This window comes from Streptococcus infantis (assembly GCF_047460685.1).
Taxonomy (GTDB): Bacteria; Bacillota; Bacilli; order Lactobacillales; family Streptococcaceae; genus Streptococcus; species Streptococcus infantis_AD.
The window spans coordinates 30,612-53,485 of sequence record NZ_JASHFS010000017.1 but is presented as its reverse complement, the minus strand read 5'-3'; the positions used below and the strand labels follow the sequence as shown (position 1 = coordinate 53,485).

Here is a 22,874-nt window from a genome sequence, read left to right as displayed (position 1 = left end):
CTCCTTTATCACTTACAACGGCTTCGGGTAATGCAGGCTGAACTGCGGGTTCACCTTTATCAGTTACAACGGCTTCGGGTAACTCTGGCTGAATTGCAGGTTCGCCTTTATCGGTTACAACTGCTTCTGGCAATTCAGGTTGAACTTCTGGTTCTCCTTTATCAGTTACAACCGCTTCGGGTAAGGCGGATTGGACAGAAGGTTCCCCTTTATCGCTTACAACTGCTTCTGGTAAGGCGGGTTGGACTGTCGGTTCACCTTTGGCGTTTACAACAGCTTCTGGTAATTCAGGTTGAATTGCAGGCTCACCCTTATCAGTCACGACTGCTTCTGGTAACGCAGGTTGAACTTCCGGCTCACCTTTGTCAGTCACAACTGCTTCGGGTAAGGCGGGTTGGACTGCTGGTTCTCCTTTATCAGTAACAACTGCTTCGGGTAATTCTGGCTGGACCGCTGGTTCGCCCTTGTCACTTACTACTGCTTCTGGTAACTCTGGGTGAACTTCTGGTTCGCCTTTATCAGTCACAACTGCTTCGGGTAATTCTGGCTGGACCGCTGGTTCGCCCTTGTCGGTTCCCAGAGTTCCAGCTTGTACATTCTTATGTTCGGCTAATTGTGCTTGAGAATCTGAAGATTTTTTCTCTTCTTTTCTTGGATTCGTTAATTCTGTAGAAAGAGGTTTTTCAACTACTTGAACTTCTGTCGGCTTAGTTGAAGAAACAGGTGTTTGTTCCTGAGTAGCCTGTACTGTTGATGGATTCTCTACAAAATTCGGTGTAACACTATAATCCACCTTTTGTTGTTTTGTAGGAGTGGCTACTGATTTCTCTTGATTACTTACTTTAGAATCAGAAGTCATTTTTCCCTCTTTAATATATCCAATATATGTATAACCTGAAATGTCTTTAGGAAGAGGTAATTTTTCTCCAGAGGTTAATTCATAGTCATTATTGTAATTCAGTAAGAGATTATTTTCTAAAGCATGAGCGGATACAAGAACACCATTTCCTATTCCTGCAACCAATACTAAATGTAATACTGTTTTATTCTTAACTTTTTTCTTAGAAACGGCAAAAATTAAAACTCCCAGAGCAGCTAAGCTAGCACCAGCAACCAAGGTTTGCATATCATTCTTGCTTCCAGTATTTGGCAACTCTCCCAGTTGATTTTGGGAATTTAATTTATAAACAAGATAATAAGTCTCATCATCATTCTCCATGTATGTCGGAATGTCATAGACAAGCTGCTCCTTTTCATCTGATGATAGCTCTAACTCTGTCACATATTTATAGTGAACACCTTTAGTCTCTTGAGCCTCTACAGCTGAACTACCTAATATAGACATAAAAAATAAACTTGAAATCGTTGCAGATACAAGTCCTACTGATAATTTTCTAAATGAAAAACGCTGCTGTTTTTCACCAAAATACTTTTCCATGATTCCTCCTTGAAATACAATTTTAAAAATATGAAAGGTAAACTTTATTATATTAGCTTGTTATCTTATAAAAAGGCAACACACTTTGATTATACTCTTAATTTACAAAAAAGTCTTAAAATTGAGTTGCGCTTTCATACTTTGTTTTATATATAAAATACGAATGAGCAGGGTTTGAATTTCTTATATTCTTTTTAGATAAAAAATAGGCTCTCCGAAAACTCGGAAAGCCTTATTTAATGCTACTTAGAGCGATTATTTTGCGATTGGGTAAACAGAAACTTGTTTTTTATCGCGACCTTTACGTTCAAAGCGTACTACGCCTTCAACTTTAGCGAACAAAGTATCGTCTCCACCACGTCCAACGTTTACACCTGGATAGATGTGTGTACCACGTTGACGGTAAAGGATAGATCCACCTGTTACAGTTTGTCCATCAGCTGCTTTAGCTCCAAGACGTTTCGCTTGTGAATCACGTCCGTTTGATGTAGAACCTCCACCTTTTTTGTGGGCGAAAAGTTGCATGTTAGTAAGAGTCATTTTTAACATAATGTTTTCCTCCGTGTTAGTTTTCTGTGATAACTCTGGTTTGGACGAACTCAGAAGAGTCCTCCGATAAGTTTGCCATTCCTAAGAAAAATGATTCAAAGAATAACTGAGTCATTTCTCTCTGATGTGAAGGGATATCTTTAGGAATTTCCACCATTAGATAACCATCTTCATCTTCGTTTAATTGTAAGATTGGTTCATAGCCTGCAAATTTCTCAATTGAATTGACAAAGTTAGTGGCAAGCGTAGAAACCGATGCACACACGACGTCAAAGCCGTTTTCGCCAATTTTGGCGTGTCCAGTAATCTCCGCACTCCTCAGCTCGCCATCTTCGGCTCTCTCAAAGACTGCTTGTATCATGTGTTCTCCTTAAAATTAAGCGTTGATTGCGTTGATGACAACTTTTGTATATGGTTGACGGTGACCTTGTTTACGGTGGCTACCTTTTTTAGGTTTGTACTTGTAAGTAACAACTTTCTTTTGTTTTCCTTGTTTTTCAACAGTTCCAACTACAGTAGCTCCAGCAACAAGTGGAGTTCCGACAACAGTGTTTTCACCACCAACAAGAACAACTTCGTTAAAAGTAACTTCTTGACCAGCTTCAACGTTCAATTTTTCAACGTAGATTGCTTGACCAACTTCAACTTTAACTTGTTTTCCGCCAGTTTTGATAATTGCGTATGTGCTCATTATGCACCTCCTATGATTTTTTGGGGTTTCCCCGTATTTTGTGAAGACTCGCCTAGCATCGTGGGACGAACCACTTAAAAGAAGAGCTCTTAGTATAACAAAGAATAAACTAGGAATTGAGCCGAAGACATAACTTATGTTAGGCGAGGCGATAATAACGAAGTTTAAATTTGTTATACGACGAGCAACGATGTTCGTGCGGTTGCACAGGACTGTGCATAGTCAACTCTACAAGTATAGCACGATTTCTTTTTTTTGACAAGCATTTATCATCAAAATTAAGCTTTTTATCCGACTTTTTTCCTCCAATTAGCAAAAAGCATACTTAGATAAAAAATGCTCATCATTATTGGAATTCCTAAAATTGTTTTTTCTTCATAAAAAATACTTAGATAAGCTGAGACAACAACTCCAAGAACAAAACTCGATAGCAAACTTACAAAGATTAGACCTTCTCGCAAAAAGGGGGTATGTTTGGTTCGAACATAGTCACCGAAAGCCAACATAGTTCGTTTAATATTCCCCGTCATAAAAGCATTATTATAGGCAATACCCGAAACTTCACCGAAGGCTGTTGTCACAAGTCCCATACAAAATGCAAGCGGCGGAACTATAAAGTGATTATCGACTGTTAAAGGTACAAATCCGATAATCAAGGATAAAACTCCCAAAGGAACAAGGGATAGAATTGGTTTTTTTACAATTTTCAATTTTTCCTTGTAAATAGTTAGGAGAAATACTCCCAACATGAAGGACAAAAGGGTCAATATTTTCACTTCAGCATCTGCTACATTGTGTTGAACGATTCCAACTGATAAAAAAACCACATTTCCAGTTTGACCTGCAACTAGGGTATTTCCTCTTTCGATAAAGGTATAGGCGTCTACATAGCCCGCACAAAAAGTCAAAAAAAGCGCCAATCTTTTTGAATGACGAGAAATTTTTCTCATTGGTAATAATCTCATACTACACTCCTAATTCTACTAAAACTATTGTACCATTTTCTCTTAATTTTTCGAAGTGTCAAATAAAAGATTTGTCTCCCTTTGGCTAGTTTAGTCTATCTGTGATATAATGAAAGCAGTCATTACTTGTAGAAAAGGAGATTTCATGCTAAAACTTGGTATTATCGGTACTGGTGCAATCAGTCACCACTTTATAGAAGCTGCTCATACTAGTCAGGAATTCCAGTTAGTGGCTGTTTATTCAAGAAAGCTCACGACTGCTCAGCAATTTACTAGTCCTTATCAAAATGTTAGTCTATTTGATAATTTAGAGGATTTCTTCCAGTCTGAATTTGATGTTGTCTATATCGCAAGTCCAAATTCTCTACACTTTACTCAAGCTAAGGCTGCTTTATCTGCTGGCAAGCATGTTATCCTTGAAAAACCAGCGGTGACTCAACCACAAGAATGGCAGGATTTAGTTGAAGCAGCTCAAGAAAATCAATGTTTTATCTTTGAAGCAGCAAGAAACTATCACGAAGATGCTTTTGCCACAATCAAAGACTTTCTTGCAGACAAGCAAGTTTTAGGGGCAGATTTTAACTATGCCAAGTATTCTTCTAAGATGCCTAACCTTCTTGCTGGCGATACTCCTAATGTTTTCTCAGACCGTTTTGCAGGTGGTGCACTTATGGATCTTGGTATTTATCCTATCTACGCTGCTGTTCGCTTATTTGGAAAACCGACTCATGCAACCTATCAAGCTCAGAAACTAGATAATAGTATCGATTTGAACGGTGACGGCATGCTCTACTATCCTGACTATCAAGTACACATCAAAGCAGGAAAGAATATCACTTCTAATCTTCCTTGTGAGATTTATACTACTGATGGAACCTTGACACTTAATACAATCGAGCATGTCCAATCAGCTATTTTCACTGATCATCAAGGTAATGAAACACATCTTCCTATTCAGCAGGCACCTCATACCATGACTGAGGAGGTCGCTGCTTTCGCGAACATGATCAAACATCCAAACCTAGAACTTTACCAAGCTTGGCTAGATGATGCAACACACGTCCATAAGCTACTTTACACCATGCGCCAGACTGCTGGCATTAGATTTGAGGCAGAAAAATGAAAAACAAACTACCTACCGAATGGCTGGAACTCCTTGACCAACTCGGTTTCCAAGAATTTACCCCCATTCAAACTCAACTTTTTGAGCCTATAACAGACGGTGAAAATCTTCTTGGAGTCAGTCCAACTGGTACAGGTAAAACTTTAGCTTATCTCCTACCAAGTCTTCTTCGTCTCCAAAAGAAAAAAGCGCAGCAACTATTGATTTTAGCACCAAATACTGAACTGGCTGGTCAGATTTTTGAGGTAACTAAAACTTGGGGTGAAGCAATTGGCTTGACTGCTCAACTCTTCCTTTCTGGTTCGAGTCAGAAACGTCAAATCGAACGACTTAAAAAAGGCCCAGAAATCCTTATTGGAACTCCTGGTCGTATCTTTGAACTGATTAAATTGAAGAAGATCAAGATGATGAACGTGGAAACGATCATTCTTGATGAGTTCGATCAGTTGCTAGATGATTCTCAAATTCACTTTGTTGAGAAAATCACTCACTACGCACCTCGTGACCACCAACTCATCTATATGAGTGCCACTACCAAATTTGACCAAGATAAGATTGCACCTAACACGCGCACGATTGATCTATCCGATCAAAAGCTCGATAACATCCAACACTTCTACATGCAAGTAGACCAACGACACAGGGTTGATATGCTTAGAAAACTGGCACATGTCAAGGATTTCCGTGGCCTAGTCTTCTTTAATAGTTTGTCAGACCTCGGAAGCGCTGAGGAAAAATTGCAGTATCGCGATGTTTTAGCTGTTTCACTAGCTAGCGATGTCAACGTTAAATTCAGAAAAGTTATTCTCGAAAAATTCAAAGACAAGCAACTAACACTGCTTCTTGCAACAGACCTTCTAGCTCGTGGTATCGACATTGATAGCTTGGAATGCGTGGTTAACTTTGACGTTCCTAGAGATATGGAAACTTACACTCACCGCGCTGGCCGTACAGGACGTATGGGAAAAGAGGGTTATGTAATCACACTTGTAACGCATCCCGAAGAAATCAAAAAGCTCAAAAAATTTGCAAGTGTACGTGAAATTGTCTTGAAAAATCAAGAACTGTATATCAAATAAGGTTGGGATAAAAATCCCAACCTCATTTTTTATTAGCAAAAAACTTTGACCTGCTAGCTGATTTAGAACTTCGAAATCGAAACTTTATCTACTGATTTCTCCTCCACCAGCTTTCTTACCCCCAGGTAATTTCTAAGCGATAGTTTGCAAATGGATTTCCTTCTTTATTTTGTAGTTGATAGGCTAGTCCAATCTTTTGTTGTTCAACTTGATAATGGCTTGTTTGGATGATAAACTCCTGTATCCCCATTGGTGTAGGAATATAGGCTAAACTATCATCTTCCTTCAGAAAACGCATGATGGTCTTGGGATTGGAAAATCGAGACATCACCAACTCTGTATCATTAAACTTGAGTACCACTTTTTCTTTCTCTTCATTGTAAAAAAGGAGATAGGAAAAATCACCTTTCTCACGTAACTCAACGTCATAAAGTTGGTCGATCACTTCCAATTGTTCATCAAATTGGATGGTATTTCTCATTCGAATATTCACTTCAAGTCCTCTTTCGTCTCTATTATCCCTACTATTTTACCAAAAAGCTCAGTATTTTGCTATAATGGTCTTATGAATGAAAAAGTATTTCGTGACCCTGTTCACAACTATATCCACGTTAATAATCAGGTTATTTATGACCTGATCAATACAAAAGAATTTCAACGGCTTCGTCGAATCAAGCAGTTGGGTACATCCAGTTATACCTTTCATGGTGGAGAGCATAGTCGCTTTTCTCACTGTCTAGGTGTTTACGAGATTGCACGCCGTATCACAGAGATTTTTGAGGAAAAGTATCCTAAAGAATGGGATCCTTCCGAGTCCCTCTTAACCATGACTGCAGCCCTACTTCATGACCTAGGACATGGTGCCTACTCGCATACCTTTGAAAATCTCTTTGATACTGACCATGAGTCTATTACTCAGGAAATTATCCAAAGCCCTGAGACAGAAATTCACCAGGTTCTTTTACAGGTAGCTCCAGATTTTCCAGAAAAGGTAGCCAGTGTCATCGACCATACCTATCCTAACAAGCAGGTCGTACAACTCATTTCCAGTCAGATTGATGCAGATCGCATGGACTATCTCTTACGTGACTCCTATTTTACAGGAGCTTCTTATGGGGAATTTGACCTGACTCGTATCCTACGGGTCATTCGTCCTGTTGAAAATGGCATCGCTTTTCAGCGAAATGGCATGCATGCCATCGAAGACTATGTTCTTAGTCGCTATCAAATGTATATGCAGGTATATTTCCATCCAGCAACACGTGCTATGGAAGTTCTTCTTCAAAATCTTTTGAAACGCGCTAAAGAACTTTATCCAGACAACAAAGAATTCTTTGCTCGAACTTCTCCTCATCTACTCCCATTTTTCGAAAAGAATGTTAGCTTGGCTGACTATCTATCTTTGGATGACGGAGTTATGAATACCTATTTCCAACTATGGATGACCAGTCCTGACAAGATTCTCGCAGACTTATCGCAACGCTTTGTCAATCGCAAGGTCTTTAAATCAATTACCTTTTCTCAAGAGGATCAAGAACAGCTTGCATCTATGAGAAAATTGGTTGAAGATATCGGCTTTGATCCTGACTATTACACAGCTATTCATAAGAACTTTGACCTTCCTTATGATATCTATCGCCCTGAATCAGAAAACCCACGGACGCAGATTGAGATTATACAAAAAAACGGAGAACTAGCAGAACTCTCTAGCCTGTCTCCTATCGTTCAATCCCTTGCTGGCAGTCGCCACGGAGATAATCGTTTCTATTTTCCAAAAGAAATGTTGGATCAAAACAGCATCTTTGCAAGCATCACTCAGCAATTTTTACACTTGATTGAAAATGATCATTTCAAACCCAATAAAAGCTAAAAGAGGAACTATATGAGTATTAAACTAATCGCTGTCGATATCGACGGAACCCTTGTCAACAGTAAGAAGGAAATCACTCCTGAAGTATTTGCCGCTATTCAAGATGCCAAAAAAGCTGGTGTCAAAGTTATGATTGCAACTGGACGTCCTATCGCAGGAGTTGCCAAACTTCTAGATGACTTGAAATTAAGAGATGAAGGTGACTATGTAGTGACCTTCAACGGTGCTCTTGTCCAAGAAACTGCTACAGGACATGAAATTATCAGCGAATCCTTGACTTATGAGGATTATCTAGATATGGAATTCCTCAGTCGCAAACTTGGCGTTCACATGCACGCCATTACTAAGGATGGTATCTACACTGCTAATCGCAATATCGGAAAATACACAGTGCACGAATCAACCCTCGTCAGCATGCCCATCTTCTACCGTACACCTGAAGAAATGGCTGACAAGGAAATCGTCAAGTGTATGTTTATCGATGAACCGGAAATTCTCGATGCCGCTATTGAAAATATTCCTGCAGAATTTTATGAGCGCTACTCCATCAACAAATCTGCTCCTTTCTACCTTGAGCTCCTTAAAAAGAATGTAGACAAGGGGTCAGCTATTACTCACTTGGCTGAGAAACTAGGATTGACCAAAGATGAAACCATGGCTATCGGAGACGAAGAAAATGACCGTGCCATGCTGGAAGTCGTTGGTAACCCCGTCGTCATGGAAAATGGAAATCCAGAACTCAAAAAAATCGCCAAATACATCACTAAAACAAATGACGAATCCGGCGTTGCCCATGCCATTCGAACTTGGGTGTTGTAGAAAGAATAGACAAAAACCGCTCAGCAGAGCGGTTTTTGTCTATTTCATTTTAGAATTAGCAATAATTTCAAAAAACAAATCAGTTTTCTTTGATAACTCAATTGAGTAATTTGTCCATCCCACCAGATTATCATCAAATGATTCTATCGCAAATAAAAGTAGATTTCTTGCAAGTTCTTGAGTAATTAAATCTTTTGGTGTCACAATACTGTTATTTTTTCTATCACAATAAATTACTTTTTCTCTTAAATCTTTCAATTCTCCAGAATAAATAAATTGAAAAATTTTTTCCAAATTTTCATTAGAAATTGCATTTTTAATCCTTTCGCCCATACAAATAGTGTAGCTCGCTCCAACAATTTGTTTAGACTTATGATCTCTTAATTTATCTTTTCTCACATAGGAATCTGAACCTTTAATAAATATTCCCATTTGAATTTTTCCAACCTCTTCTAGCACACTAATAGCTAAAAAAGAGGAGAAGGTATATGAATTATTTATATATAAAACATATGAATCCGAAATCAACTGAACAACATGATCTAAGCATTTATTCAATTCTTCATTTGAAGAAATATAAAAATTGCTAGTTCCGTTTAAGATAGATTCTATCTTATCAAAAGAAAAATCTTTATCGACCATTAGTACTCCAAATTTTATAATTCATGATAATTTGTCAAAGTAATTCTAGGGGTTGCTTATCAAACCTATGTCAACACTTTATATAATTCTTGTAATTTAGGGGCGAATTTGGGGCGAAACACCTCAAACACCCAGCAAAATCAATAGTTTATATGCCCCCTGCCGGAATCGAACCTGCAACTACTCCTTAGGAGGGAGTTGTTATATCCATTGAACTAAGGGAGCTAGAGAAAAACTCTGCCGAATGAGCAGAGTTTTTTGGTCGAATTAACGACGGATTTCTTTGATACGAGCTGCTTTACCTTGAAGAGCACGCAAGTAGTACAATTTCGCACGACGTACTTTACCGTAACGAACAACTTCGATCTTTTCAACACGTGGAGTGTGAATTGGGAAGATACGTTCAACACCTACACCGTTAGAGATTTTACGAACTGTGTAGTTTTCAGAGATGCCAGCACCTTTACGTGCAATAACAACACCTTCAAAGATCTGAATACGTTCACGGTTACCTTCGACAACTTTCGCGTGTACACGAACAGTGTCACCAGGACGGAATGATGGGATATCAGTACGAAGTTGACCTTCAGTCAAGCTTTGGATTAATGGATTCATTTTATTCTCCTATCTTTGTCAATCTTGAGGAAACTTCCTCAGCGGATAAACTGTATTTTTGTGCGTCCATTACACACAAGATACAGTTTACCAAATTTCTAAAAAAAAGTAAAGAAATTTATAGCAAAATTCCTAAAAAAATCGCTACTAATCCACCTAGGTAGGTTAAGATAAAATAGCTGAAAAATACTTTCTTATCGCTCAACAGTCTTTGAAGTTCATCATTCAAGGTTGAAAAAGTGGTTAGACCTCCACAAAAACCTGTAGCAAGAATAGTATAGATCTCTTTATCTTCCACATAATTATAGAATAAACCAATTAAAAAGCAACCTAGAAGATTTGCAAGAAGTGTCCCTAGTGGTAAAACCCTCTCTTGATTGAGACTAGATAGGAAATAACGGACAAGTGCTCCGACTCCACAAGCAAGTGCTAGATAAATGATTACCATTTCTTCCTCCCTAGATAATAAGCCGATAAAAGCCCTCCACCAATACTCAAAACTAGATAGATAACTAGATTTGGATAAGAACCTGTATCCAGCAATTTTACGGCATCTAACATGAGACTAGAAAAAGTGGTCAAACCGCCACAAAAGCCAGTACCAAGTGCCAAAATCAGGCCCTTACTGGTCCCCTTATAAACCAGATAGCCTTTTACAAGATAAACTAAGCAAAAAATCCCTAGATAGTTAGCAAAAAGAGTTCCCCAAGGGAAGCCTGGACTAGCTGGTAACCATGTAGAAATCAGATAGCGGACAAGGCCACCCAACATAGCAGCTAGAAAAATTCCTAACGGATAGAATCGTTCTTTTTTCATAAGAGTTTCTGCTCCTGGTAGTCTCTAGACCGCTTGAGAATATCTGAAAAAGTCGCAACTATCGGCTCCTGATACTGCTTATCCTCTACCCGATTTCTTACTTTCTCAAATATTATTCCCTCTCTTTTACTATCAAAGACTGGCTTTCCTGACGTTTTTTTAAAGGTCGCCACCTGATCTACTAAGGTCATACGTTTTTCTAAAAGGCCAACTAATTCTTGGTCAACTTGATCTATCTGTTGACGAATAACTTCCAAATCCATCTCGTCTCCTTTTTTATTTCATGGTTTTATACAAAAGTCTTCTTCAAAGTGGCTCAAAAAAGAAACTGCTAAGAAACGAAAAAGACTGCACCAACCTTGTTTAGTCAGCACAGTCAGATCTTTACCCTACTTTAGCAGCTAACTCTTCTGCGAATTGCTCTAAGCGTTCAATATCTTCTTCTTCTGCAGAAAGATCTACTTTGACAGATTCTGAACCCTTTTCAGCTCCTGTAGAAGCAAATACATGATCAAAATCATCAACAGCCTTACAGAATTCATCGTAGAAAGTATCACCTGAACCGACCACTCCGTAGATTTTGCCATTCAAGTTGAGATCTGCAAGGTCTTCATAGAAGTCCATCATCTCATCAGGTAATTCTCCATCTCCGTAGGTATAGGTTGCTACAATTACGATATCTGCTTCTAGGAAGTCTGAAGCGTCAACAGTTGTACACTCGTCCACATCGACATCCAATCCCAAGTCACGTAATTTATCTGCTACAATATCTGCAATTTCTTCGGTATTACCGGTCATACTGGCAAATACAATTTTTGCTAATGCCATATCGTCCTCCTCAATTTATCTTTCTCCATTATATCACATCTTTTTCATTTTAAAAATAAAAACTCTTGTGCTACAATGAAATGAGAAAGAATTGAGGTTATTTATGGAGATTTGCCACCAAATTTTAGAAAGAATTAAAGAATACGATACCATTATCATTCACCGTCATATGAAACCAGACCCTGATGCCTTGGGAAGTCAGGTTGGACTAAAGGCTCTCTTGGAACATCATTTCCCAGAGAAAAATATCAAGGTAGTTGGTTATGATGAACCAACACTAACATGGCTGGCAAAGATGGATCAAGTTTCAGATAGTGACTACCACGGTGCTCTTGCAATTATCTGTGATACAGCCAATACGGCTCGCATTGATGACAAGCGTTACCAACAGGCTGAAACTGTTATCAAGATTGACCACCATCCAAATGACGAAGTTTATGGGGACTTAGTCTGGGTAGATACTAACTCTAGTAGCGCTAGTGAGATGATTGCCCTCTTTGCAGAAGAAACAAAGCTTGAGCTTTCGGATTATGCTGCTAAACTATTGTGTGCAGGTATTATTGGTGATACTGGTCGTTTCTTATATCCTTCTACTTCTAGTCGTACTCTTCGTATCGCAAGCCATCTACGCGAACATAATTTTGACTATGCAGAATTAACTCGTAAAATGGACACGATTAGTTTCAAAATTGCCAAACTACAAGGTTATGTCTATGATCACCTAGAAGTCGATGAAAATGGAGTTGCCCGTGTGATTCTAAGCCAAGAACTTCTCCAGTCTTACCAAATAACTGATTCTGAAACAGCTGCTATTGTTGGAGCTCCAGGTCGTATTGATACTGTTAACCTTTGGGGAATATTTGTGGAACAAGCAGATGGCCACTATCGTGTTCGGCTTCGCAGTAAATTCGTTCCAATCAATAGTGTTGCAAAAGAACATGATGGCGGTGGCCATCCCCTTGCAAGTGGTGCTAACTCCTATAGTTTAGAAGAGAATGAGCTCATCTACCAAAAATTAAAAAACTTGCTGAAAAATAGATAAAAAGCTTGCCAAACTTATCAGAATCTGATAGACTAGTATGGTAACAATCTATGGCTCGCAAAGAGACCATGGCAGAAAGGAAATATTGCAAAATGAAAAAAGATATCCATCCAGAATATCGCCCAGTTGTCTTCATGGACACAACTACTGGTTACCAATTCCTTAGCGGTTCAACAAAACGCTCTAACGAAACAGTTGAGTTCGAAGGCGAAACTTACCCATTGATCCGTGTGGAAATTTCATCAGACTCACACCCATTCTACACTGGACGTCAAAAGTTCACTCAAGCAGATGGACGCGTGGATCGTTTCAACAAAAAATACGGTCTCAAATAATCATAAAAAGAACAGTTCCAACTGTTCTTTTTTTGTTCCTAAAATTAAGATTCAACCACCACTGCTGTTCCACTACAGGTGACCATCAGCATACCATTTTCAGCACCTAACGTTTCATAGTCCATTTTTACGCCTATAATAGCATTTGCTCCACGTTCACTTGCACGCTCCATCATTTCTGCTAGAGCTTCTTCTCTAGCTTGAGTCAATTCACCTTCATAACTACTAGCACGGCCACCAAAAACATTACGGAAGCCAGCAGCCATATCTTTGAACATATTAACCCCAGCAACCACTTCACCAAAGACGATTCCTTTGTAGGCTAGGATTTTCTTGCCTTCAATTCCCGTTGTTGAAATAATCATCTTCCTTTCCTCCTAACTTCTTTTATATAATTGTAAACCCTTTCACTAACTCTGTCAAGAAATTCTATAAGAGGTTCAGAAAATCTGCTCACCTCCTTGACTGCTATCAGTTTAGTGCCAACTGTATTGATAAGGGCTTGAAAGTTTCCTTTACAGACCTAACTTGGTATAGCTTTCTCAGCTTCACCAATCTTACAAATAGGTAGAGATTGGTGTCCCTGACTGGCAAAGAAGAGGCTGTTCTTCCCTGCCCCCAAAAATGCCCCCTATACACAAAAAAAGCCTGTCACACAAGCTCAAATGCTTGATATGACAGGCTTTTTCTAAATTCATTATTTAACAGCGTCTTTAAGAGCTTTACCAGCTTTGAATGCTGGAACTTTTGAAGCTGCGATTGTAATTTCTTTACCAGTTTGTGGGTTGCGACCTTTACGTGCTGCACGCTCACGAACTTCGAAATTACCAAAACCAATCAATTGAACTTTTTCACCAGCTGCAAGGTAATCAGCTACTGCTGCGAATACAGCGTCCACTGCTGCTGCTGAGTCTTTCTTAGTCAATTCTGTAGCTTCTGCTACTTTAGCGATCAAATCTTGTTTGTTTGCCATGTTAATAATTCCTCCAAATAATTTCTAATTAACAATTACAATCATATCCTAAAATCTCTTATTGGTCAAGTCAAAAACGCTATTTCTTGCGATTTTCTTTATTTTATTAGGAATCATATCTTATCAAAATAGCCCAAGCATTTTCACCTGTGTGAGTTTGAATAATTGAACCCGTTTCTAAGACAGAGATTGGTTTTTCAACATAGTCTTGTAGGACTTCTTTCATCTCTTTAGCCCAGTCATTAGTGCCTGAATAAGAAATTCCAATTTCTGCAACAGAACGTTCTGATAATTTTGAAACTAGCTCATCCAACCATTTTTTAAAGGTCTTGGAACCACGTCCTTTCACGATAGGTTGCAACTCGTCATCCTTCATCTGCATAACTACTCGGATATTTAATAGAGAGCTTAAAAGACCTGTAACACGGCCAATACGACCGCCTTTAACAAGGTTTTCCAAGGTAGAAACACCAATGAAGAGCTCTGTATTTTTCTTAACCTCTTCTACATGCGCCAAGATTGTTTCTAAATCTTTCCCTTCTTGAGCTAATTTGGCTGCTTCAACAACTTGAAACTTGAGGGCTTGGTCTGTAAAAGAACTATCTACTACAGTTACTTTAGCAGTCGAAAGGCTGGCTCCCTGACGAGCTGCTTCTACAGTGCCAGATAAGGCATGCGACATATGAATCGCTAAAATCTGACTACCATCCTTACTCAACTCTTCAAAAATCTCAGCAAAAAGTCCCACTGGAGGTTGACTTGTTTTAGGAAGATTTTTACTCTCTTGCATCAAGCGAAGGAACTCCCCTTCTTCAAGATCAGCATCCGAATAAAGAACACTATCAATCATTACAGAGAGGGGAACAACGGTAATATTTAATTCTTTGACCACTTCTGGTTCAATGGTAACTGACGAATCCGTTACAATTTTTACTTGTGTCATAATTCAAATCTTTCTATGTCTCACTTTTTGAGTGAGTTTTTTCAATTTAACTATAACAATTATATCAAAAAAAAGCTAAAAATTCATACTGTATTTATTCATTTTTATGATGGAATTTATAGATTTTTAAATCTTTCATTTTATCAAAATAGTCGCCTACTAAGACGACTACTGTTCATTTATCATAAACGTTCATACAATTCCTGCATCTGTATATCATCAGGAACCAACTTGAGATAGTGTTGAATCTGTTCTTTTGCTTCTTCAAACCTTCCAAGTTCGCGTAATAGATGAATGTATTGCTCTAAAAACTCAGGATTTTCCTTGAGTTCTGGAACCAATGCCTGATAAGGTTCATAGGCAGCATCCAAATCTTCAGTTTCTTGGTAACTCCGAGCAATCATCCACTTAGTCAAGAGATTTTCTGGCTCATATACTTCTAAGGCTAGAATATCCTCATACCGTTCTTGCTCCTGATACATGGTTGCTAGTCGCAAGAGGATTTCTTCTTGGTCTTCCGCATCTTCTTGGGCTTGAAGAAGATAAGCTTCTGCCTGCTCAGGTTGATGCAATTCGTAAGATAATTGTGAAGCAAGGAGTAATAAACGTGTTTCGAATGGATTTTTTTCCAAGCCTTGTTGAGCTATCAGTAAGGCTTGCTCAGTCTGATGTTCCTTATGGAGAGCCTGACTATAACCATATTCATACCCTTCAAAATCTGGAGAAATAGTATCTAGCTGTTTAAAATATAAAACTGCCTTTTGATATTCCTCTTGATCAAAGTAAAGGCTTGCTAATTCAAATGCAGTCTGATCGTCATATTCTAACTCTAAAGATTTTTCTAAAAACTCTATGGCTGATTCAAACTTTCCAAGTCGAGCATAGGCAGTTCCAATTCGTTGATAGGTCGAAATCCCTGTCTGCTCATATATTTCACGATTATCCAGTTGAGCATAGCCCTTAATCGCTTCTAAATCATTTCCAAGTTCACTATCTAACTCTGCTAGCCCAAAAATCAATAAAGGATCCTCAGAGTAATTAAGAGCTTCTAAGAGCTTCTCACGAGCTACATCCGTCAATCCTTCCATTTGATAAAAATCAGCCTTTAAGACAAGCGCAGATACATAAGAATCGCTATTGGGTTGAATTTCTTCTAGATAGGCAAACGCTTCTTCAATTTGTCCGTCTTCGCTTGCGATACTGGCTAGATTGAGATTTACTTCTGGAAATATTGGTGCTAGTTTTTCATAGATTTGACGAGCTTGTGGATAAAAACCAATACCTTCTAGATAATAAGCCAGTTCCAGAAGAAGATCATCAGGGTCTTCTTCCAAGGCTTTTTGAAAATAGTGATCAGCTTTTGTTAAATCTTGCTGATCCAAAGCTTCAAGCATTTTTTGACTATTGCTCACCTTCAACCTCCTCTTCTAACTCATACAGACCACTGACTTTTTTATACCATTCAAAAATCGCTGAAATAACAACTTTTGCTGAAGCATAAACAGGAATTCCTAGTAGGACTCCCCAAACACCAAACATAGAACCTGACGTCAACAAAACAAATAGAATAGTGATTGGATGGATGTTTAATTGACTACCTAGAATCAATGGAGATACAAAACGACCTTCAATCGTTTGCTCTACGATAAAAACGATAATAACTTTCAAGAGCATAACTGGTCCTGCAATTAAACCTAAGACCAGAGCTGGTAGCATGGCAAGGAAACTTCCAAGATAAGGAATAAGATTTAAAAACCCTGCAGTAATTCCAAGAGTCACTGCATATCTCAAACCAATAATCTTAAAGAAGATGATAAACATAATTGCTACGATGACAGCAACAGTAATTTGTCCTCTAACATAGTTAGAAAGTTGTTGGTTCACATCCGTTAGAACCTTACCTACTGGTTCTCTCAATTTATTTGGTAAGAATTGAGTGATATGATCTCTCAAACCTTTTCCATCTCTAAGGAGATAAAAGAGCATAAAGGGCATGATAATCAAAGCAACAATGACTTGTGACGTTCCACTAATAAGAGCACTTACCCAGTTCACAGCTTTTGATGAAATATTACTTGCCCAAGCAGTTGCTTGTGTTGAGAATTGAGCCAGAACCTGTTCTAGTTGAGGTCTAAAGTCATCTGGTAACCGCTTAGTTACAAGATCATCAATAACTCTGTCAGCATCTTCGAGATAATTTGGTACATTTTGCGCAAAAATAACTACTTGACGTTGAAGATTTGGAATCGCAACTGCCAGACCAATAATCAAGAGTATGGCAATAATGACAAAAATAATACTAATGGCTAAGACACGATTTATCTTGTACTTCTCCATCAAATCCACCAGTGGATTTAAGAGATAAAAAAGCAATCCTGATAAAATAACAGGCAACATGACAACCGATAAAAAATCCACAACAGGGATAAATAAAAAACTAATCTTACTTAAAATAAAAATATTCAGACCTAGTAACAAGGCTACCAAAAAAACTGTAACAGCCTTATTATCTAAAAACCATTTAAAAAACCAAGATAAATTAAAATGTTTCTCTTTTTGTTCCATATCTACTTCCTTTCCTTTGTCCTTTCATTATACCATTTTTATAGGGAATAAACTGTTTTTAAAGTGTTGAGGTGACTATTGAGAACTTTAACAAAGCGACCTTGCTTTTTACTATTTTTATACTTAGATGTTTCATACTTTTTTCACTATTTTCTTCAGGTCTCCTAATTTATGATATAATAGAAACATCTTTATTTAGAGGTATAGCTATGATTGAAACAATTTATTTCGGAACTTACACACGTCGTTTATCCCAAGGGATTTATCAAGCTGATTTTGATACAGAAACTGGGCAACTATCCAATCTTAAACTATTTGCTGCTGAGCCAAGTCCTACCTATCTTGCATTTGATCAAGAAAATCACCTCTACACTGTCGGTAGCAAAGATGGACAAGGTGGAATTGCTGCCTATCAAACAGATGGTACTTTGCTAAATCATGTTGTGACAGAAGGTGCTCCTCACTGCTATGTGGCTGTTGACGAGAAACGTAGCCTAGTATATGGTGCTAACTATCACAAGGGACAAGTTTTGGTCTATAAACGTAAAGAAGATGGTAGTCTAGAATTGGCTGATACAGTTCAGCATAGCGGTCATGGTCCTCATGAAAATCAAGCTTCTCCACATGTACACTTTACAGATTTAACACCAGATCAGTATTTAGTCACTTGCGACTTAGGTACTGATGAGGTTACTACTTATGATGTCAATCCAGAAGGAAAACTAAATAAGCTAACTACCTACAATTGTAGTCCTGGTGCTGGTGCACGTCACCTTGTTTTTCACAACCACTACAAGATTGCTTATCTCATCTGTGAACTCAATAGTACAATTGAAGTATTGATTTATGATGGTGTTGGTGCATTTGAAAAAATGCAAGTTATTTCTACCCTTCCTGAAGGATTTAATGACTTTAATGGAACTGCTGCTATTCGTCTCTCACAAGATGGAAAATATCTGTATGCATCAAACCGTGGTCACGATTCTATTGTAGTTTACACTGTTCTCGCTGATGGTAGTTTAGAATTGTTGGAATTCGTTCCTACAAACGGGAAAACTCCTCGTGACTGTATTCTCTCACCAGACCAAGAATTCCTCATCGCCGTTCACCAGGATTCTGATAATGCAACTGTCTTTAAACGTAATCCAGAGACTGGTCGTCTTGCAGAACCTTCCAATGATTTCCACGTTCCCGAAGCGGTTTGCGTCACATTTTAAACATAAAAAATGAACTTGATTCTCAAATCAAGTTCATTTTTTTATAATTTATTTCCGACATTGATTCGGTTAATAGCACGTTGTAATGCAATCTTAGCACGACGCTCTTGGTCAATCAAGTGTTTGTCTTGCGCTTCTTCGATTTCACGTTCTGCACGAAGTTTGGCACGTTCTGCACGGCTAATATCGATATCACGAGCACGCTCAGCTGAGTCTGCAATGATAGTTATGACATCATTAGCAATCTCAATGATTCCTCCGTTTACTGCTATCCAGTTTACATGAGAATCATCATCAACTCGTTTAACTTTAACTTCATCAACTGCTAATACCGCAATCATATTTTGATGTCGTGGCAAGATCCCCATCTCACCATCCAGAGTTCGAACCGATACAAAGCTGGCATGATGATCATAGACGAGGCCATCTGGTGTCACGATCTGGACAGTTAACTGAGCCATAGATCACCTCTTAAAATCCCATTTTTTCAGCCTTAGCAATAACATCTTCGATTGAACCTACTCCACGGAAGGCATCTTCTGGGAGATGATCGTGTTTTCCGTCAAGAATTTCCTTAAATCCACGAACTGTTTCAGCTACTGGAACATAAGAACCTGGTTGACCAGTAAATTGTTCCGCAACGTTGAAGTTTTGTGAAAGGAAGAACTGAATACGACGGGCACGAGCAACCAAAGTCTTTTCTTCATCAGAAAGTTCATCCATACCAAGGATGGCAATGATATCTTGCAACTCATGGTAACGTTGAAGAACACGTTTGACCTCAGCCGCAACTGCGTAGTGTTCTTCTCCAACGATTTCAGGTGCCAAGGCACGTGAACTTGAAGCAAGTGGGTCAACGGCTGGGTAGATACCCAATTGAACCAATTTACGTTCCAAGTTGGTAGTTGAATCCAAGTGAGCGAAGGCTGTTGCTGGCGCTGGGTCAGTATAGTCATCCGCTGGCACGTAGATAGCCTGGATAGAGGTTACAGAACCTTTCTTAGTTGAAGTGATACGTTCTTGCAATTGACCCATTTCTGTTGCGAGGGTTGGTTGGTAACCAACGGCTGATGGCATACGACCCAAAAGGGCAGATACTTCTGAACCAGCTTGTGTGAAACGGAAAATGTTGTCAATAAAGAGAAGAACGTCTTGACCTTCTACATCACGGAAGTATTCAGCGATTGTCAAACCAGTAAGGGCAACACGCATACGTGCCCCTGGTGGTTCATTCATCTGACCAAATACCATGGCTGTTTTCTCGATAACACCTGATTCTTTCATTTCCCAGTAGAGGTCATTCCCTTCACGAGTACGTTCCCCAACACCAGTAAATACTGAGATACCACCGTGTTCTTGGGCAATATTGTGAATCAATTCTTGGATTAAGACAGTTTTACCAACTCCGGCACCACCGAAGAGTCCGACCTTACCACCTTTAAGATAAGGGGCAAGAAGGTCGATAACCTTAATCCCTGTTTCGAGGATTTCTGAAGAGGTAGACAACTCATCAAAAGTAGGTGCTTTTTTATGAATTGGCTGGCGTTCTGCGTCTTCTCCAAAAGGAGCTTCCAAGTCAATGGTATCTCCCAAAACATTGAAGACACGTCCCAAGGTTTCTTTACCTACTGGTACAGATATTGGACGACCAGTGTCCAATACTTCCATTCCACGAGTTAAACCATCTGTTGATTCCATGGCGATGGTACGAATCATACCATCTCCCAACTCTAAGGCTACTTCAAGGACGATTTTTGTTTTCTTTTCGTCATTTTTGTAGACGACAAGTGCATTGTTAATCTCAGGAAGTTTTTCCCCTGCTGCAAACAAAACGTCTACAACGGGTCCGATAACCTGAGCAATTTTACCTGAACTCATCTCCTTCTCCTATTCTATATAAGATACTGTCGGCTCCTAGTTTTGCTAGGTCCTAAGTTCATTGATCTGAGCAGGATGGCTTTATTCTAAAGCGCTAGCTCCTGCCACGATTTCTGTGATTTCTTGTGTAATCGCCGCCTGTCTGGCACGGTTATACTGAATGGTCAAATCATTAATCACTTTTTTAGCATTATCAGTCGCTGTTTGCATGGCTGTCATACCAGCAGCATTTTCAGCTGTCTTGGCATCAATAATAGCACCATAAATCATACTTTCAGCAAATTGTGGTAGTAATTGATCCAAGATTTCTTCACGACTTGTTTCAAGATCAAAGGTCAAGCTATAGTTCTCATCCGCTTCATTTGGATCCAAGTCCACAATAGGAAGCATCTGTTCTACACGCATTTGACTTGTCAATGTATTCACGTGGTGGTTGTAACAAACATAGAGCTCATCAAAAAGTTCGTTTTGATACATTTCAATCGTTTTTGTAATAATCTTACGAACTTCATCAAAGCTTGGTTGGCTTGCAAGTCCACGCAATTCATAGATTGGTTGAATACCGCGTGATTTGAAGAAATCGGCTCCCATACCACCAATACAGATGACTTCAAAATCATCACCTGAAGGATGGTATTCTTGCTGAATTTCCATGACAGCTTTTAAGATTGAAGAATTATATCCTCCAACAAGACCACGGTCAGATGTAATGACGATATAGCCTGTTTTTTTGACGGGGCGACTGATCAACATAGGGTTAGTTGATCCGCCTGCACCATCTCCGTGGAGGATATCTGTAACTAGTTTACGCACTTTTTGTGCATACACTTGGAAGTTACGAGCTGCTTCTTCAGAACGACCTAACTTAGCTGCAGAAACCATCTGCATCGCGTTAGTAATTTGACTAGTATTTTTTGTTGAGGCGATTTTTGTTTTAATATCATTTAGAGATACTGCCATCTGACACCTCTATTCTTATTGGAAGCTTGATTGATTGAGAAACTCAGTAATCGCAGCATCCAAGACTGCTTCATCTGGCAAGTCTTTTGTTTCACGAATGGTTTCCAAAATTTCAGGATGTTGAGCATCAAAGAACATATGGAACTCTTCTTCGAAACGAACGATATCGTCTACAGGAATTGTATCCAAGAAACCATGTGTTAAAGCATAGAGAATAGTAACTTGTTTCTCAACAGGTAATGGTTTGTGAACAGGTTGTTTCAATACTTCTACAGTACGACGACCACGGTTCAATTTAGCCTGAGTAGCCGCATCCAAGTCAGAACCAAATTTAGTGAAGGCTTCCAACTCACGGTATGAAGCAAGGTCGATACGAAGAGTACCAGCAACTTTCTTCATTGCTTTAATCTGTGCAGAACCACCAACACGCGATACAGAAGAACCCGCATCAATAGCCGGACGGATACCCGCGTTAAAGAGTCCATCGCCAAGGAAGATTTGTCCATCCGTAATAGAGATTACGTTTGTGGCGATATAGGCTGAGATATCTCCTGCTTGTGTCTCAATAAATGGAAGAGCTGTGATAGATCCACCACCTAGTTCATCAGAAACTTTAGCAGAACGCTCAAGTAGACGACTGTGAAGGTAGAAGACATCCCCTGGGAAGGCTTCACGACCTGGTGGGCGACGGAGCAAGAGAGAAAGTTCACGATAAGCTACCGCTTGTTTAGATAAGTCATCATAAACGATCAAGACATGCTTACCTTGGTACATAAATTCTTCAGCCATAGCAACCCCTGCATAAGGTGCAAGGAAAAGCAATGGAGAAGGTTGTGAAGCTGACGCTGTCACGACGATTGTGTAATCCAAGGCTCCGTACTGGCGAAGTGTTTCTACTTGTGTACGAACTGTTGATTCTTTTTGACCAATCGCTACATAGATACAAATCATATCTTGACCTTTTTGGTTCAAGATTGCATCGATAGCGATGGTGGTTTTCCCTGTTTGACGGTCACCGATAATCAACTCACGTTGTCCACGACCGATTGGAACAAGGGCATCAATAGCTTTCAAACCAGTTTGCAATGGTTCTGATACTGATTTACGTTGCATTACCCCAGGTGCTGGTGCTTCAACTGGACGAGTCTTGTTTGTGTCGATTGGACCAAGCCCATCTACTGGACGACCAAGTGGATCCACGACACGTCCAATCAAGCTATCACCAACTGGAACTTCCATGATTTTCCCTGTACGACGAATGGTGTCGCCTTCGCGGATATCTGTAAAGTCTCCAAGGATAATAATACCAACATCAGTTGATTCTAAGTTTTGCGCCATACCATAAGAGCCGTTTTCAAAAATCAACAACTCTCCACTCATGGCATTTTCAAGGCCATGAGCACGCGCAATTCCGTCACCGATGTAGGTTACAACACCAGTTTCAGTCACATCAAAATTGGGTTTGAAATTTTCAATTTGTTGCTTAATTAAAGCGCTGATTTCTTGTGCGTTAATTGCCAAAAGAA

28 protein-coding genes, 1 tRNA gene and 1 other annotated feature are annotated in these 22,874 nt (G+C 39.1%); of the genes, 7 read left to right on the top strand and 22 right to left on the bottom strand.

The features are described 5' to 3' along the window. The 5 genes from QM917_RS08960 to QM917_RS08940 form a co-directional block, all read right to left on the bottom strand. Positions 1 to 1,438 (bottom strand): YSIRK-type signal peptide-containing protein (locus QM917_RS08960; protein WP_414285497.1); only part of this gene is annotated, 1,438 nt, incomplete at its 3' end. 255 nt (positions 1,439 to 1,693) lie between these two features. Further along, complete coding sequence (rpmA, locus tag QM917_RS08955; RefSeq protein WP_075229047.1) at positions 1,694 to 1,987, bottom strand: 50S ribosomal protein L27; 294 nt, start codon at positions 1,985 to 1,987, stop codon at positions 1,694 to 1,696. Positions 1,988 to 2,003: 16 nt separating this feature from the next. Then, positions 2,004 to 2,348 (bottom strand): ribosomal-processing cysteine protease Prp, encoded by a 345-nt coding sequence (locus QM917_RS08950; RefSeq protein ID WP_075229048.1) that lies wholly within the window; start codon positions 2,346 to 2,348, stop codon positions 2,004 to 2,006. A 15-nt stretch (positions 2,349 to 2,363) separates the two neighbouring features. Beyond that, entirely contained in the window at positions 2,364 to 2,678 is a 315-nt protein-coding gene (gene rplU / locus QM917_RS08945; protein WP_000109137.1) for a 50S ribosomal protein L21, read from the bottom strand. A 34-nt stretch (positions 2,679 to 2,712) separates the two neighbouring features. Continuing rightward, positions 2,713 to 2,892: a sequence feature (ribosomal protein L21 leader region), on the bottom strand. 73 nt (positions 2,893 to 2,965) lie between these two features. Next, positions 2,966 to 3,643, bottom strand: coding sequence for a YoaK family protein (locus QM917_RS08940; RefSeq protein ID WP_414285496.1), 678 nt, complete (start codon positions 3,641 to 3,643; stop codon positions 2,966 to 2,968). A 145-nt stretch (positions 3,644 to 3,788) separates the two neighbouring features. On the opposite strand from QM917_RS08940, the gene QM917_RS08935 reads away from it, so the two are divergent. After that, the gene (locus QM917_RS08935) at positions 3,789 to 4,766 is read left to right on the top strand and encodes a Gfo/Idh/MocA family protein (protein WP_414285495.1); all 978 of its coding nucleotides are present in this window, start codon (positions 3,789 to 3,791) and stop codon (positions 4,764 to 4,766) included. Continuing rightward, positions 4,763 to 5,845 carry a DEAD/DEAH box helicase gene (locus QM917_RS08930; RefSeq protein WP_414285494.1) on the top strand — a complete coding sequence of 361 codons (1,083 nt, stop codon included), beginning with the start codon at positions 4,763 to 4,765 and terminating at the stop codon, positions 5,843 to 5,845. Before QM917_RS08935 ends, QM917_RS08930 begins: the two co-directional genes overlap by 4 nt. A 115-nt stretch (positions 5,846 to 5,960) precedes the next feature. Here the strand turns inward: QM917_RS08930 and QM917_RS08925 are convergent, their stop codons facing one another. Beyond that, positions 5,961 to 6,338 carry a DUF1934 domain-containing protein gene (locus QM917_RS08925; RefSeq protein ID WP_414285493.1) on the bottom strand — a complete coding sequence of 126 codons (378 nt, stop codon included), beginning with the start codon at positions 6,336 to 6,338 and terminating at the stop codon, positions 5,961 to 5,963. A gap of 72 nt (positions 6,339 to 6,410) precedes the next feature. Here QM917_RS08925 and QM917_RS08920 point away from each other — a divergent pair, with 72 nt between their 5' ends. Beyond that, complete coding sequence (locus QM917_RS08920) at positions 6,411 to 7,715, top strand: HD domain-containing protein (protein WP_414285492.1); 1,305 nt, start codon at positions 6,411 to 6,413, stop codon at positions 7,713 to 7,715. A 12-nt stretch (positions 7,716 to 7,727) separates the two neighbouring features. Then, entirely contained in the window at positions 7,728 to 8,534 is an 807-nt protein-coding gene (yidA, locus tag QM917_RS08915; protein WP_414285491.1) for a sugar-phosphatase, read from the top strand. A gap of 39 nt (positions 8,535 to 8,573) precedes the next feature. On the opposite strand, the gene QM917_RS08910 is transcribed toward yidA, so the two are convergent. From QM917_RS08910 to QM917_RS08880, 7 genes are all read right to left on the bottom strand, one after another. Further along, positions 8,574 to 9,176, bottom strand: a complete 603-nt coding sequence (locus tag QM917_RS08910) for an AbiV family abortive infection protein (protein WP_414285490.1) — start codon at positions 9,174 to 9,176, stop codon at positions 8,574 to 8,576. Positions 9,177 to 9,329: 153 nt separating this feature from the next. Further along, positions 9,330 to 9,401: transfer RNA gene (locus QM917_RS08905), tRNA-Arg, on the bottom strand. A gap of 42 nt (positions 9,402 to 9,443) precedes the next feature. Then, positions 9,444 to 9,791: a 50S ribosomal protein L19 gene (gene rplS, locus QM917_RS08900; protein ID WP_001068669.1), complete on the bottom strand. Its 348-nt coding sequence runs from the start codon at positions 9,789 to 9,791 to the stop codon at positions 9,444 to 9,446. 118 nt (positions 9,792 to 9,909) lie between these two features. Beyond that, positions 9,910 to 10,239 (bottom strand): fluoride efflux transporter CrcB, encoded by a 330-nt coding sequence (gene crcB / locus QM917_RS08895; protein ID WP_075229056.1) that lies wholly within the window; start codon positions 10,237 to 10,239, stop codon positions 9,910 to 9,912. Beyond that, positions 10,233 to 10,607, bottom strand: a complete 375-nt coding sequence (gene crcB, locus QM917_RS08890) for a fluoride efflux transporter CrcB (RefSeq protein ID WP_075229057.1) — start codon at positions 10,605 to 10,607, stop codon at positions 10,233 to 10,235. The genes crcB (QM917_RS08895) and crcB (QM917_RS08890) overlap by 7 nt, the downstream gene beginning before the upstream one ends. After that, complete coding sequence (locus tag QM917_RS08885) at positions 10,604 to 10,870, bottom strand: chorismate mutase (RefSeq protein WP_075229058.1); 267 nt, start codon at positions 10,868 to 10,870, stop codon at positions 10,604 to 10,606. The genes crcB (QM917_RS08890) and QM917_RS08885 overlap by 4 nt, the downstream gene beginning before the upstream one ends. Positions 10,871 to 10,991: 121 nt before the next feature. Further along, positions 10,992 to 11,435, bottom strand: a complete 444-nt coding sequence (locus tag QM917_RS08880) for a flavodoxin (RefSeq protein ID WP_075229059.1) — start codon at positions 11,433 to 11,435, stop codon at positions 10,992 to 10,994. A 103-nt stretch (positions 11,436 to 11,538) separates the two neighbouring features. Between QM917_RS08880 and QM917_RS08875 the strand changes: the two genes are divergently transcribed. Both QM917_RS08875 and QM917_RS08870 read left to right on the top strand, forming a co-directional pair. Further along, positions 11,539 to 12,477, top strand: a complete 939-nt coding sequence (locus tag QM917_RS08875; protein WP_414285489.1) for a DHH family phosphoesterase — start codon at positions 11,539 to 11,541, stop codon at positions 12,475 to 12,477. 92 nt (positions 12,478 to 12,569) lie between these two features. After that, positions 12,570 to 12,812 carry a type B 50S ribosomal protein L31 gene (locus QM917_RS08870; RefSeq protein ID WP_000710764.1) on the top strand — a complete coding sequence of 81 codons (243 nt, stop codon included), beginning with the start codon at positions 12,570 to 12,572 and terminating at the stop codon, positions 12,810 to 12,812. Positions 12,813 to 12,856: 44 nt separating this feature from the next. On the opposite strand, the gene QM917_RS08865 is transcribed toward QM917_RS08870, so the two are convergent. The 5 genes from QM917_RS08865 to QM917_RS08845 all read right to left on the bottom strand — a co-directional run bounded on the left by QM917_RS08865 (position 12,857) and on the right by QM917_RS08845 (position 17,293). Further along, positions 12,857 to 13,177, bottom strand: coding sequence for a heavy metal-binding domain-containing protein (locus tag QM917_RS08865; protein WP_414285488.1), 321 nt, complete (start codon positions 13,175 to 13,177; stop codon positions 12,857 to 12,859). A 332-nt stretch (positions 13,178 to 13,509) separates the two neighbouring features. Continuing rightward, positions 13,510 to 13,785, bottom strand: a complete 276-nt coding sequence (locus QM917_RS08860) for an HU family DNA-binding protein (protein ID WP_001284633.1) — start codon at positions 13,783 to 13,785, stop codon at positions 13,510 to 13,512. A 106-nt stretch (positions 13,786 to 13,891) separates the two neighbouring features. Further along, positions 13,892 to 14,728 carry a DegV family protein gene (locus QM917_RS08855; RefSeq protein ID WP_414285487.1) on the bottom strand — a complete coding sequence of 279 codons (837 nt, stop codon included), beginning with the start codon at positions 14,726 to 14,728 and terminating at the stop codon, positions 13,892 to 13,894. A 182-nt stretch (positions 14,729 to 14,910) separates the two neighbouring features. Further along, a complete protein-coding gene (locus tag QM917_RS08850) occupies positions 14,911 to 16,140 on the bottom strand; it encodes a tetratricopeptide repeat protein (protein ID WP_414285486.1) in 1,230 nt (409 codons plus the stop codon). Next, on the bottom strand, positions 16,130 to 17,293 hold the full coding sequence (locus QM917_RS08845; RefSeq protein WP_414285485.1) for an AI-2E family transporter: 1,164 nt from the start codon (positions 17,291 to 17,293) through the stop codon (positions 16,130 to 16,132). Before QM917_RS08845 ends, QM917_RS08850 begins: the two co-directional genes overlap by 11 nt. Positions 17,294 to 17,502: 209 nt before the next feature. On the opposite strand from QM917_RS08845, the gene QM917_RS08840 reads away from it, so the two are divergent. Beyond that, the gene (locus tag QM917_RS08840; protein WP_414285484.1) at positions 17,503 to 18,510 is read left to right on the top strand and encodes a lactonase family protein; all 1,008 of its coding nucleotides are present in this window, start codon (positions 17,503 to 17,505) and stop codon (positions 18,508 to 18,510) included. A gap of 41 nt (positions 18,511 to 18,551) precedes the next feature. Here QM917_RS08840 and QM917_RS08835 read toward each other — a convergent pair whose 3' ends face one another. The 4 genes from QM917_RS08835 to atpA all read right to left on the bottom strand — a co-directional run bounded on the left by QM917_RS08835 (position 18,552) and on the right by atpA (position 22,869). Continuing rightward, positions 18,552 to 18,971, bottom strand: a complete 420-nt coding sequence (locus tag QM917_RS08835) for a F0F1 ATP synthase subunit epsilon (RefSeq protein WP_000068038.1) — start codon at positions 18,969 to 18,971, stop codon at positions 18,552 to 18,554. Between the two features lie 10 nt (positions 18,972 to 18,981). Then, positions 18,982 to 20,388 carry a F0F1 ATP synthase subunit beta gene (gene atpD / locus QM917_RS08830; RefSeq protein ID WP_000094353.1) on the bottom strand — a complete coding sequence of 469 codons (1,407 nt, stop codon included), beginning with the start codon at positions 20,386 to 20,388 and terminating at the stop codon, positions 18,982 to 18,984. A gap of 81 nt (positions 20,389 to 20,469) precedes the next feature. Beyond that, positions 20,470 to 21,348: a F0F1 ATP synthase subunit gamma gene (locus QM917_RS08825; protein WP_414285483.1), complete on the bottom strand. Its 879-nt coding sequence runs from the start codon at positions 21,346 to 21,348 to the stop codon at positions 20,470 to 20,472. Positions 21,349 to 21,363: 15 nt separating this feature from the next. Next, positions 21,364 to 22,869 (bottom strand): F0F1 ATP synthase subunit alpha, encoded by a 1,506-nt coding sequence (gene atpA / locus QM917_RS08820; protein WP_000996628.1) that lies wholly within the window; start codon positions 22,867 to 22,869, stop codon positions 21,364 to 21,366. Positions 22,870 to 22,874: the final 5 nt, after the last annotated feature.